The sequence below is a fragment of the Nocardia amikacinitolerans genome (assembly GCF_900215415.1).
In the GTDB taxonomy this organism is placed as follows: Bacteria; Actinomycetota; Actinomycetes; order Mycobacteriales; family Mycobacteriaceae; genus Nocardia; species Nocardia amikacinitolerans.
This window is the reverse complement of sequence record NZ_OBEG01000002.1, coordinates 536,891-549,248: the sequence shown is the minus strand read 5'-3', so window position 1 is coordinate 549,248 and position 12,358 is coordinate 536,891. Positions and strand designations below refer to the sequence as shown.

At 70.8% G+C, this 12,358-nt stretch carries 10 protein-coding genes; 2 read left to right on the top strand and 8 right to left on the bottom strand.

Annotation, left to right across the window (positions count from 1 at the left end; translation table 11 throughout):
* Positions 1-66: 66 nt before the first annotated feature.
* Both CRP45_RS10830 and CRP45_RS10825 read right to left on the bottom strand, forming a co-directional pair.
* Complete coding sequence (locus CRP45_RS10830; RefSeq protein ID WP_179830842.1) at positions 67-906, bottom strand: DUF6542 domain-containing protein; 840 nt, start codon at positions 904-906, stop codon at positions 67-69.
* Between the two features lie 142 nt (positions 907-1,048).
* Positions 1,049-2,212: a DNA recombination protein RmuC gene (locus tag CRP45_RS10825; protein ID WP_097244975.1), complete on the bottom strand. Its 1,164-nt coding sequence runs from the start codon at positions 2,210-2,212 to the stop codon at positions 1,049-1,051.
* A 193-nt stretch (positions 2,213-2,405) separates the two neighbouring features.
* On the opposite strand from CRP45_RS10825, the gene CRP45_RS10820 reads away from it, so the two are divergent.
* Entirely contained in the window at positions 2,406-3,593 is a 1,188-nt protein-coding gene (locus CRP45_RS10820; RefSeq protein ID WP_097244974.1) for an exonuclease SbcCD subunit D, read from the top strand.
* Between the two features lie 553 nt (positions 3,594-4,146).
* On the top strand, positions 4,147-7,287 hold the full coding sequence (locus CRP45_RS10815; protein WP_097244973.1) for an AAA family ATPase: 3,141 nt from the start codon (positions 4,147-4,149) through the stop codon (positions 7,285-7,287).
* Between the two features lies 1 nt (position 7,288).
* On the opposite strand, the gene CRP45_RS10810 is transcribed toward CRP45_RS10815, so the two are convergent.
* The 6 genes from CRP45_RS10810 to CRP45_RS10785 all read right to left on the bottom strand — a co-directional run bounded on the left by CRP45_RS10810 (position 7,289) and on the right by CRP45_RS10785 (position 12,357).
* Complete coding sequence (locus tag CRP45_RS10810) at positions 7,289-7,717, bottom strand: type II toxin-antitoxin system VapC family toxin (RefSeq protein ID WP_097244972.1); 429 nt, start codon at positions 7,715-7,717, stop codon at positions 7,289-7,291.
* Positions 7,714-8,055: a type II toxin-antitoxin system Phd/YefM family antitoxin gene (locus CRP45_RS10805; protein WP_097244971.1), complete on the bottom strand. Its 342-nt coding sequence runs from the start codon at positions 8,053-8,055 to the stop codon at positions 7,714-7,716. Before CRP45_RS10805 ends, CRP45_RS10810 begins: the two co-directional genes overlap by 4 nt.
* 98 nt (positions 8,056-8,153) lie before the next feature.
* On the bottom strand, positions 8,154-9,665 hold the full coding sequence (locus CRP45_RS10800) for an MFS transporter (RefSeq protein ID WP_097245445.1): 1,512 nt from the start codon (positions 9,663-9,665) through the stop codon (positions 8,154-8,156).
* A 150-nt stretch (positions 9,666-9,815) separates the two neighbouring features.
* Entirely contained in the window at positions 9,816-10,328 is a 513-nt protein-coding gene (locus CRP45_RS10795; protein WP_097244970.1) for a methylated-DNA--[protein]-cysteine S-methyltransferase, read from the bottom strand.
* A 34-nt stretch (positions 10,329-10,362) separates the two neighbouring features.
* Positions 10,363-11,979: a DNA-3-methyladenine glycosylase 2 family protein gene (locus CRP45_RS10790; RefSeq protein ID WP_067788358.1), complete on the bottom strand. Its 1,617-nt coding sequence runs from the start codon at positions 11,977-11,979 to the stop codon at positions 10,363-10,365.
* A 198-nt stretch (positions 11,980-12,177) separates the two neighbouring features.
* Complete coding sequence (locus CRP45_RS10785) at positions 12,178-12,357, bottom strand: YbdD/YjiX family protein (protein ID WP_067788589.1); 180 nt, start codon at positions 12,355-12,357, stop codon at positions 12,178-12,180.
* Position 12,358 lies beyond the last annotated feature (1 nt).

Genomic DNA, 12,358 nt, shown 5'->3' with positions numbered 1-12,358 from the left:
GGCTGTCGGCCGACACCGATCTTCCCTGGGGCGCGCTGTTCGGCGTCGGACGCCGCAGACTGCGGGTCAGAGACTCTCGGGCTTGCGGCGCTGGGTGCGGCTCGAATCGCGTTCGCGATAGCGCACATTCGGCTGCGGGTGCGGCGGCACCTCGGCGCGTCCGCGGGCGCCGCGAGGCGGTTCGCCCTCCGTGCGGGGCACCGGCGCGGGTCGCGCGCCGCGCGCCGCGGGTCGGCCGCGGCCGGTCGCGCCGACCCGGGGCGGGGCGTCGGCAACGGTCTTCGACGGACGGCGGCCGGGACGCGGCGGCTCGTACTTGTCGGTCACCGGATCCTCGTCCACTTCCGGCTGCGGTCGGCGCAGGCGGCGGCGCGCCGATTCCGCTGGCGCGTCGTCCTCGTCGCGCTTGACGCTGCTGCGTCCCCAGCTCGAGCCGCGCCGCGCCTCCTTGGAGCGCTCGGCGGCCGACTCGCGCCTGGCCACCATGATGCGCGCGCCGCCGATGGCCAGCACCAGCGCGGTGGCGAGCATCATCGTCGGGAACCGGTTCACCAGCGGGATGGCCAGGTTCAGCAGGATGTCCTTGAGACCGGTCGAGATGCGGCCGGTCAGTTGCTGATAGGCCAGCGGGACCGCGAGGAAGAGCAGCAGCGGCGGCAACACCATCGCGGTGAACAGCCCGCGGAAGCGCACGGCGAGCACCGCGGCGACACAGCCGACGATATACAGCGTGGCGAAGCTGGCGGTGAGTTCGGCGTTGTCGCCGCTGGCATCGATCAGGAATCCCAGCAACGTGCACGCGACCGCGATCAGGACAGCCGCCCAGGCCGGGACTCCCGGCACCGAGGGCAGGACCGAACGTTGCGGCGCGGGCACCCGGGAACGCACACGTTGGGTAGCAGCCACGTTATGAACACTAACCGCCGTACCGTTCGGTGGGGTTACGGCGGGGCCGTTGCCGGCGCGACCGGATCGACTCGGCGGGCCTACCTCGGCCTTCGCTCCGGCCATGCGCGGGCTGATGACGGACCTGGTCCGGCTGTGTCGATTAGGCCGGATCGTCGGCTTCGGCGAAGGCGACGGCCCGCGGACGGCTGTCCACCCGCTGGATCACCGGAGCCTCCTGCTCGGCTATTTCGAGCTCGTGCAGTTTCCGCGCGGTGACCATGACTCGCGACTCGACCGAGGCGACCGCGTAATTGAATGCGTCCACCGCCTTTCCGAGTTGATTGCCCAGCCGGTCCAAATGCCGTCCGGTCATGCCGAGGCGCGCCGAGAGCTCCCTGCCCAATTGCTGGACCATTGCCATATCTCGGGAGACCGCCTCCTGCCGCCACCCGAACGCCACCGTCCGCAGCAGCGCGATCAGTGTCGTCGGAGTGGCCAGGATCACGTTGCGGCCGAACGCGTACTCCAGCAGCCCGGAGTCCGTGGTCAGCGCGGCATCCAGGAACGGGTCGCCGGGCACGAACAGCACGACGAACTCCGGCGCGGGATCGAAGGCCGCCCAGTACGCCTTGTCGGCCAATTGGTCGACGTGCGCGCGCAACTGCTTGGCGTGCCGCACCAGCAGGTCGGCGCGCACGTCGGGGTCCTCGGCGGTGCTCGCGTCGAGGTAGGCGGTGAACGGCACCTTGGCGTCGACGACGATGTGCCGGTCGCCGGCCAGGTGCACCACCAGGTCGGGCCGCACCGAACCGATGCGGTCCGGTCCGCCGTCGCCGCGCACCGCCCTGCTCACTTGCGTGGAGAAGTCGCAGTGTTTGGTCATCCCGGCGAGTTCCACCACGCGCTCCAATTGGATCTCGCCCCAGCGCCCGCGCACCTGCGGCGCACGCAGCGCGGCGACCAGCTGACCGGTCTGGCTGGAAAGCTGATGCGAGGTGCGCTGCATGTTGGCAACCTGTTCGCGCAGACCCGAGTACGCGTTGATGCGATGGTGCTCGACCTGCTGGATGTGCTGGTTCAGCGCGCCCACCGCCTCGCGCAGCGGTTCCACCATGGCGCCGACGGCGCTCGAATGCCTGCGCGCCGCATCCTCGTTCGCGGCCTGCAGCGACTGCCGCAGCAAACGCTCGTTGTCGGCGGCGGCCGCCAGTCTCGCCTCCGCGACCGCCGCCCGCTGCCCGGCCCGCGCACTGTGGCCAAGCCAGCCAACCCCGACCCCAGCGGCGAACACCAGCAGCAGCGCGAACAGCATCGGTGCGGTCATAGCGCAGATAGTGCCGCACGCCACCGACATCCGAGCAATCAGGCAGCGGCGGGTGCGGCTCGGGTACCGAACAGCCGGAACGAACACGCATTCCCAGCCACCTCGAGGGCGAGTCTTACGAGGCCGCGAACACGCCGCGCCGCAGGCGCGGCAAATTAGACACTGTCGGTGGGTGGCTCTACGGTTTCGGGCCATGCGGATGTTGCACACCTCGGATTGGCACATCGGGCGTACCTTTCACGGCGTCGATCTGCTTGCCGACCAGGCACGTTCGCTGGCCGCCATCGCGGAGCTCGTGGCGGCCGAGTCGGTGGACGTGGTGGTCGTCCCAGGCGACGTGTACGACAGGTCGATTCCGAGCGCCGACGCGATCGCGGTGTGCAACCGGGGTTTCGAGGCGATCCGGGCCGCGGGTGCGCTGATCGTCGCGACCTCGGGAAATCACGATTCGCCCGCACGGCTCGGCGCTGGCGCGAGTTTCGCAGCGGCGGGTGGGCTGCACTTGCGCACCACCGTCGCCGATTCCGATCGGCCGGTCCTGCTGGCCGACGAGCACGGCGACGTGGCCTTCTACGGCATCCCGTATCTGGAGCCGGAGATCACCCGCGCTGAACTCGGTGTCCCGCAGGCTCGTTCGCACGCCGAGATCCTGGCGGCGGCGATGGGCCGGATTCGCGCCGACATCGCGACGCGGCCGGGCACGCGCACCGTGGTGCTCGCGCACGCGTTCGTGGTCGGCGGCGAGGCGACCGGTTCGGAACGCTCCATCTCGGTCGGCGGGGTGGAGACGGTGCCGCTCGGAGAGTTCGACGACATCGATTACGTGGCGCTCGGCCACCTGCATTCGCCGCAGACGCTCTCCGAGTCGGTGCGCTACTCCGGCTCGCCGCTGCCGTACTCGTTCGCCGAGAGTTCGCACCGCAAGGCCGTGTGGATTGTCGACCTGGATGCCGACGGCCTGTCCGCCGTGCAGCGCCGCGACCTGCCGATGGTGCGCGGTCTGAGTCGCCTCACCGGGACGCTGGAGGAGTTGCTCGCCGACCCGGCGCACGACGCGGCCGTCGACCATTACGTGTCCGCCACCCTCGTCGACCAGGCCCGTCCGATCGACGCGCTACGCAAACTGCGCGAGCGCTTCCCGCACGCCGTGCACGTGGAATGGGTGCGCCCCGACGGCAATCCGGAGCTGCGTTACCGTGAGCGGGTGCACGGCCGCCGCGACACCGAAGTAGCGCAGAGCTTCCTCACCGACGTACGCGGTGCGCCGAGCGCGGGGGAGATGCAGTGGATCGAGCGTGCGCTGGCCGCCGCCGTAGCCGAGCCCGAGCGCGTGTCCGCGGCGCCCGCGCAGCTTCCGCTCTCCGGCGAGCTGAGCGCATGATCGCCGTGAGCAGGTCGCGCGGAAGCGCGCTGAGCGGACGACGGTTGTCGGCGGTTGGTGAATGGCGTGCGGCCGCGCGCAGTGAGTGGCGCGGGGTTGCGCTGAGTGAGCGGCGCGGGGTTGCGCTGAGTGAGCGGCGCGGGGTTGCGCTGAGTGAGCGGCGCGAAGTTGCGCTGAGTGAATGCCGCGGTGGCGCGGAATGCCGCAGTGGCGCGCTGAGCGAGTGGCGTGGGGTTGCGCCGAGCGAGCGGCGCGGGGTTGCGCTGAGTGAATGCCGCGGTGGCGCGCTGAGCGAGTGGTGCGGTGGCGCACTGAGCTGGCAGGGCTTGTCCGCGGTCGACGAACGGCGTGCGGCAGTGGCGAGTGGTCGGTGCAAGGCCGGACCGGGTGAATCGCGTGCGGCCGCGCTGAATGAATGGCGCGCGCCTGCGCTGGATGAATGGCGACTGAGTGCTCTCCGTGAATGCCGCAGTCGCGCGTTGAGCGAGCGGCGCGGGCGTGCTCTGGGCGGATTGCGCGGTGTTGTGCGGAGGGTGTGGCGCGAGGCCGCCGCATGAGGCTGCATCGGTTGGAGATGACCGCGTTCGGCCCGTTCGCCGACACCACGGTCGTCGACTTCGACGCGCTCGGCGCGGACGGGCTCTTCCTCCTGCACGGGCAGACCGGCGCGGGCAAGACGACCGTGCTGGACGCGATCGCCTTCGCACTCTACGGCCGGGTGCCCGGTGCGCGCGGTGAAAGCAAGCGCCTGCATTCCGATCATGCGCCGGAACAGACGCCGCCGCAGGTCGTGCTCGAGGCGACGCTGGGCGGACGACGCTTGCGGCTCACCAGAATTCCCGAGTTCGAGCGACCCAAGCTGCGCGGCACCGGCATGCGCACCGATCCGCCCAAGGCCACGCTGACCTGGTTGGACGGGCGCGGCGAGAACCTCTCCCGCATCCCCGACATCGGCGACGAGATCATCCGTCTGCTCGGTATGAGCGCCGACCAGTTCTTCCAGGTGGTGTTGCTGCCCCAGGGCGACTTCGCGCGTTTCCTGCGTGCCGACAACGAGGATCGCGAGAAACTGCTCGAAAAGCTCTTCGACACAGAGCGTTTCGGCACGGCCGAGCAATGGTTGGCCGACAAGCGGCGTGCCTCGGCGGCCGAACTGGAGTCACGTAGGCAGGGCATCGAACGGCTGACCGCGCAGATCCGCGGGGCGGCGGGCCTGAGCGTGACGGAGGCGGTCGGCGCGTTGGAGGCCGTTGGATGGTCGCAGGATCTGCTCGCAACGGCCCGCACCGATCTGGCGGAGGCGACCGCGGAAGCCGAACGCTGCCAGCAGGATTCGGCCGAGCTGCGTAAGTTCGCCGACGAGCAGCGGCGGCTCGCGGACCTGCGGCGCCGGATGGAAACCGCGCGCGCCGATCTCGACAATTACGCGGCTAGCGCCGAGCGTCGTACCGCCCTGCGCGCGGAACTCGAAGCCGCCCGTCGCGCCCAGCCGGTAGCGGAGGCGATCGACGAGGCACGCGCGGCCGTCATGACCGCGCGTCGTCGTGACAACGAGGCGAGCGCCGCCGCGGCGCGATTGGCGTCCGCGCTGCGCGAGCCTGCTGCAGCCGATCTCGGCGGTATCGAGCTGGTTGGTTCGGAAGACGCTGAGGCGAAAGCGGATTCGGGCGATGCCCGTTCGACGATCAGATCCGACGCGGATCTGGACGCCGTAGTGCGCCGCTGGAGCGCCCAGATCGGCGCGCTCGACGAGGTGCGGGCCGACGCATCGGCAGCCGACCGGCTGCGGCGCGAAATCGATGAATTGCGAACCGAATCCACCGCGCTCACCCAGCGGATGACCGACCTGACCGGTCGACGCGAGCGTCTGCCCGCGACTATCGCCGCCGCCGAGGCCCGAGTCCGCGAGGCGACCGAGGCCGCCGCCACGCTTCCGTCGCTGACCGCCGAATGCGAACGCCTCCAGGCCGCCGCGACCGCCGCTGTCGAATTGGCCGGTCGCAGAACGGATCTGGATCGCGCACGAATCGAGTTCGAGACCGCGCGCACCGTGCACAACGATGCCAAGGAGCGGGTGCTCGATCTGCGCGAGCGCCGCCTGGCTGGCATGGCCGCGGAACTGGCGGGTCAGCTGGTCGACGGGGAGCCGTGCGCGGTGTGCGGCGCGGCGGACCATCCGGCCCCGGCCGAGCCCGCGCCGAGCGCGGTATCCAAGGAAGCCGAGGACGCGGCGGTAGCAGCCGAGCGCACCGCCGAGGAGAACCGCGACCGCGTCCACGCTCGAATCACCGGGTTGGAGCGCGAGATCGAGGCGCTGACGGCCCGCGGCGGCGACACCGACCGCGTTGAGCTCGCCGCCGCGCTGCGTTCGGCGACCCACCGCTACGAAGACGCCGCCGAACTCGCGGCGCTGGCCGACGGATCGACCGCCGAACTCGCCCGGCTACGCGCCGAGGAAACACGCCTGCACGACGATCTGCGCGCGGCCGAAGCCGGGGCGAGCACCGTGGCCGCCCGCATCACGTCGTCGGTCGCCCGCCTCGCGGAACTCACCGAACGCCTGCACGCCGCCGCGGGCGCCGACGAGACCATCGACCGCCGCCGCGCCCGCCTGAACGAACTCGTCACCGCCGCCACCGAACTGCGCGGCGCGCGCGCCGCGGCGGCCTCGGCACGCGAGCAGGTCACGCTTGTCGCGGATCGCGTCGAAAGTCTCGCGCGCGCAGCGGGATTCGTTCCCGAGGGTGAACAGCACGACAGCGGCCGTGGTGCCGATTCGGCAGACGAGGTCACCGACTCCGCGCCAGCTCGCGACGACGTCGCGCTGCTCACCGCCTACGCGCGCGTCGTCACCGCCGCCTCGCGAACACCGCAGCGGCAGCAGGAGATCGACGCGGAACTCGTCGCCGCCGAGGAGGTCCGCGCCCACGCGGAGAAGGTTCTCGCCGAACCCGAAATTCAGGCCGCGGCCACCGCCGAACCGGGCGACTTCATCGAGCTGGAACGCGCACTCGCCGACGCGCAGACCAGGCTGAACGCGGCCGTCGCCGCACAGGCCGAGGCCGGACGCCGCGTGCAACTGCTGGAGGAACTCGGCGGCCAGCTGTGGACCGAGGTGGATCGGATCGCGCCCCTCCAGCGCACTCACGAAGAGCTGGCCGGGCTCGCGGAAGTGGTCGCGGGCCGCGGCGAGAACAACCGGCGCATGTCGCTGCGCTCCTACGTGCTCGCCGCGCGCCTCGAAGAAGTCGCCCTCGCCGGTTCGGTGCGGTTGCGCCGAATGTCCGGTGGCCGTTACGAATTCGTACACTCCGACAAGGCAGGTCCGCGCGGCAGGCGCGGCGGCCTCGGCCTCGACATCCGCGACGACTACACCGGCGCCGTCCGCCCCGCCAAAACCCTGTCCGGCGGCGAGACATTCATGGCGTCCCTGTCGCTGGCCCTCGGCCTTGCCGACACAGTCGCCGCCGAATCCGGCGGCCTCGTCCTGGACACCCTCTTCATCGACGAAGGTTTCGGCGGCCTCGACGCCGACACCCTCGACGCCGTCATGGGCGTCCTCGACGAACTCCGCGCCGGCGGCCGCGTCGTCGGCATCGTCAGCCACGTCGACGAAATGCGCCAACGCATCCCCAGCCGCCTCCACGTAATCCGCGGCCGCACCGGCTCCCACCTCCAAACCACCGTCGCCTGAGTTACTGGCGAAGCTCGTCGGGGTGGGTGACCGAGTGGACGTCGATCAGGCCGCTCAGACCCTCGAAGTCGGCTGGGTTGACGGTGAAGAACGGCAGCTGGTGGACCGAGGCGATCGCGGCGATCATGAGGTCTACCCTGCGCGGCTTGGGGTTTCGCCCCGCAGCGAGGACCGCTGCGATGACGTGGCCGTAGCGGCGCGCCGCTCGCGTATCGAAGGGCAGCGGCTCGAAGATGGCTTCGGCGTTCTGGAGACGTTCGATCCGTCGGGCTCGTTCGGCGGGATCGCGTGCATAGTGCGGCCCGGAGGCGAGTTCCGCCATCGTCGGGGCGCTCACCACCAGCTCGACGGGGAGTTCCTCGGGTGCCAAGGCGTCGATGAGTATGAGCACATTGGTGTCGACGAGTCCGCGCTCCGGGACGGATGTCATTCGCTCTCGCCGGGCGCGAACTGTCCGAGCCGATGGGCACGGTCGTACGGGTCGAAGATCGAGTCGTCCACCACCTCGGCCGATTCGGCTGCCCAGTCGTGCGCTGCGGGAGAAAGTCCGACGAAGGCCGCGAGCACCTCGTCCCGTGGCACCGCAGTCCGTCGACGAGTGCGGCGGTGCGGGATGAGGTCGGCGACCGGGGCGCCGTCGACCGTGATGGTGTACGAGTGGCCGGACCGAACCTCCCGTAGCACCCCGCTGACGTTGTTCCGGAGCTGGCGCTGGGGTATCTCGGGCAGCTCGGACTGCGGCTCGGGCAATTCGGCGGGGGCGGACATACCACCAGGTTAGCGGCCCTTCGACCGAACTGCTACGGATTTTCTACAGACTTGCTACATCGACAGCCCGCCCCGCCGCGACGGCACCCGTGCCCAGGCTAGTTTGCGTCGGCTGTGGCCGTGCCGGTGCTCGGTGTATTCGCCGTCGTGGTGCGGGCTTCGTCGACCGCGGCCGTGGTTCTGGAATGGCTGACCCGCGCGCCTCCCGGCACCGCACCCTTCGTCCGCAGCAGAACCACCGTGAGCACCACGCCGAGTGCGGCCAAAGTGGCGGCGGTGGCGAAGGCTGTGGTGAGGCCGGTGCGGTAGGCGGTGTCGGGGGAGGTGGTGGCGCGGGCGGTGATCAGGTCGGCGAGCAGGAGGAGGGCGGTGACGCCGAGGCCGGAGCCGACGCGTTGGGCGGTGTTGACGATGCCTGCGGCGATGCCGGCGTCGGTGGTGTCCACCGAGGTGACGGCGGGTGCGGTGGCGCCGACGAAGGCGGCGGGGAGGCCGATCCCCAGGAGGATCGCGCCGGGGAGGACGTCGATCGGGTAGTCGGCGTGCGCGGGGAGACGGGCGAACCAGCCCATGGCGACGGCTTGCAGCGCGAGGCCGATCGCCAGCACGCGGGCCGGGCCGAGACGGTCCATGAGGTAGGGGATGAAGGTACGGGAGGCCAGGATGTTGACCGCCGCGACCGGGAGCACGGCGAGACCGGAGCGGGTCGGACTGTAGTCCTGGGTGTTCTGGAGGTAGAGCGCGAGCAGCGCGAAGGTGGGCACGTGCGCCGCGCCGACCAGTGCGTTCACCACCGCCGACCCGCTCACCTGACGAATGGTGAAGAGCCGCAACGGCATCAGCGGATGCGAGCTACGCGCCTCGACCACCACGAAGACGGCGAGCAGCGCCAGTCCGAGCCCGAGCAGCCCGGCTGCGATCCCGCGAGTATCCGCGTCGCCGAGCGCGCCGATCGCGTAGCCGATGAGCAGCAGCGCCGTCGTGCCGGTGAGCGCGCCGGGCACGTCGAGCTTGCGCGCCCCTTCGCCCGCGCGCGCGGTGTCCGGTGGCAGCAGCCGAACACCGGCGAGCGCGACGAGCCCGACCGGCACGTTGACGAGGAAGATCGACGGCCAGCCGAACGCGTCGGTCATCGGCCCGCCGACCGCCGTGCCGATCGCCGCGCCCGCCGCGCCCATCGCACTCCACACCCCGAACGCCCTGTTCCTGGCCGTCTCCGCGGTGAAACTCGCGGTGAGCAAGGCCAATTGGGCCGGGATCAGCACCGCCGCGCCAACGCCCTGTAGGGCGCGCGCGGCGATCAACAGCGCCGCGGACTCGGCGAACCCCGCCAGCGCGGAAGCCGCGGTGAACACGATCAACCCGCCGGTGAACACCCTGCGCGGTCCGAGCAGATCGGCGGCCCGCCCGCCGAGCAGCATGAATCCGCCGAACGCCAGCAGGTACGCGTTGGTGACCCACCCGAGCCCGGCCTCGTCGAGGCCGAGATCCGCGCCGATAGCGGGAAGCGCCACGTTCAGCACGGTGGTGTCGAGGAAGACCACCAGCTCGACGACGGTGATCAGCAACAGGACCAACCGTTCCCGGCGGTCGAAGACTTTCGCGGCCATGAGCCGTCCTCTCACTAGAGCTTAACTCTAGTGAGATTGTCACTAGAGTCGAACTCTAGTCAAGGCCCTCGACGCCACTTCAACGCCCCTGGAACGCGAATGCGCCGGTCATCCACACTTGGACGACCGGCGCAGGAAACCCCGCGAATCTCACCCCTCGTGGTCGAGCAGCCACCTCTTCGCGTCCAACCCCCACCGGAACCCGCCGAGCGCCCCACCGATCCGCAACACCCGATGGCACGGCACGAACAACGCCGCCGCGTTCCGCGCGCACGCGTTGGCCGCGGCGCGGGTCGCCTCCGGTCGCCCGGCGATGGCGGCGAACTCGGTGTAGGTCACCGGGTCTCCGGCGGGCACCTTCCGCAGCACGTCCCATGCGTGCATGAGGAACTCCCCGGACCGCTGGCGCACCGGAACGTCGTCGATGGCGTGCACCTCCCCGCGGTGATACGCGACGATGGCCTCGGTAACGGCGCCGAGCGAATCCTGTTGGCGCAGAACGGGTGGACGCAGCGTCGGATGGATCAGCAGCCGCAGGTTCTCCGCGTCGGCGGTCCAGCCGGAGGCCAGCACCGCGCCCTCGTCGTCGGTGATCGCCGTGAACGGGCCGATGGGGGTGTCGACGACGGCGAAGTCGGCGGCGCGGGTCGTTCCGATGGTCATGATGTGCTCGCTTTCGATGGTGCGGCAGGGATGTTCATTCGGTCGTGCGTGCCGAGCGGACCGGCCGCTTGGGTGCGGCCGAGCGCCTGCTCAGCGCGGTCTTCCACAGGTGCATGGACAGATACGAGCGCCACGGCGCCCAGCGTGCGGTGTCACTCAGGTCGATGCCGAGCAGGTCCGCGCCCTGCCGGACGACCAAGTCGGTGTCGAGCAAGATATCGGGATCGGCCAGCAGGCGCATCGTCACGTAGTCGGCGGTCCACGGCCCGACGCCATCCAGTGCCAGCAGATCCCGGCGCAGGTCCGCCGCGGTGCGACCGGCGTGCAGTTGCAGGTCTCCAGCGGCGAGCGCGGCGGCGGCGCCGATGATCGAGCGGACGCGCCGCGCCGGGCCGGTCAGCACCTCGGCGCCCCGCTCGGCGATGACGGCCGGAGTCGGGAACAGCCGCGGCACGGGCCCGTCGACTGATTCGCCGAGCGCCGCCACCAGTCGCGCGGTGTGGGTGGCCGCCGCCGACACCGAGATCTGCTGCCCGATCATGGTGCGCAGCAACAGTTCCGGGCCGTCCAGACAACCCGGCACCCGGATGCCGGGGGTGAACAGCAGTCGTCCACGACCGTTGTGCGCGGCGGGTTCGTCGGAGGCCGGGGCGCTGCCGATGTCGGGCAGGGTGTCGGTGGCGAGGCGCCGCGCGTCGTCGGTGTCGAACGCGTCGGCATGAGCACCGAGCGGTGTCGCGCCGAGCACCTCGTCGATGCCGACCGGGTCGGCGTCCAGGTCGAGCAGGTGCCGCAGGCGCGCCACGGTCGGCGCGAGATCGCGCATGTCGTGCAGCGCGAGTTCGGCGCGCACGTGATCGTCGCGGAAGCCGATCCGCGCCGTCGCGTGGCCGTGCGGGGTGCGCAGATTTCTGGTGTAGACGCCGTCTTCCCAGGTCTCCATACCCGGCGCGACGTGTGCGGAAAGGAACCACTCCAGCCACGCCCGGTCCAGCGGCTCGCGGAACGGAAGGCGAAGTGAGAGTGTGCCGTTCGCCGTCGGCGCGGGCTGTGCCGGGTCCTTGCGCGCGCGCTGCGCCTCCGTGCGCATGGTGGTGGGGCTGACCGCGAACACCTCGCGCACGGTGTCGTTGAACTGCCGGATGCTGGCGAAACCCGCCGCGAACGCGATGTCCGACATCGGCATGGCGGTGGTCTGGATGAGCAGCCGCGCGGTGTGCGCGCGGTGTGCCCTGGCCAGCGCCAGCGGTCCGGCGCCGAGCTCGGTGGTGAGCACCCGGGTGAGCTGGCGCTGGGAGTAGCCGAGCGTGGCGGCCAGCGCGGGCACCCCGCCCCGTTCGATGACGCCGTCGCCGATCAGCCGCATTGCGCGGGCGGCCAGATCGGCCCTGGTGTTCCACAGCGGCGAGCCGGGCGCCGCATCCGGCAGGCAACGGCGGCACGCCCGGTATCCGGCGTGCTGCGCTGCCGCCGCCGTCGGCAGGAAGCTGACATTGGCCCGCTTCGGCGTGATGGCCGGACATGAAGGGCGACAATAGATTCCGGTGGTGCGCACCGCCGTGAAGAACTGACCGTCGAAACGCGAGTCGCGCGTCGACACCGCCCGATAGCACTGCTCGAAGTCCAACGCCGTGATCGTCACGCAATCCACAATGGCAGCTCCCACCGCCCCGTGCTAGCGGAAATCGGCCACCATCCCGGCCGCCATCGCCGCCCCTCGACCGGGCACCCGCAGCCCCCAGGCGCGACGCCGGGTTCCCACACGCCTTCCATACGCCTCACACAGCCGGTGCCTATGTGAGGCGTGTGGGAAGTGTGTGGCACGGGTTGTTGGATCGCGCCAGGGAGGTCAGCAGCAGCGGTTGGTGGGGCTGCGGTCGGCTTCGGCGTGCCGGTCGCGCCAGTATTGGCGCTCGGTGGGGATGGGGCAATCCGGGTGGTTGCGCTGGAGGTGCGCGACGTAGCGCTGGTAGTCCTGGCCGCCGAGGATCGACGAGAACCACCAGACGATCGCGCGCACCGCGTCCAGC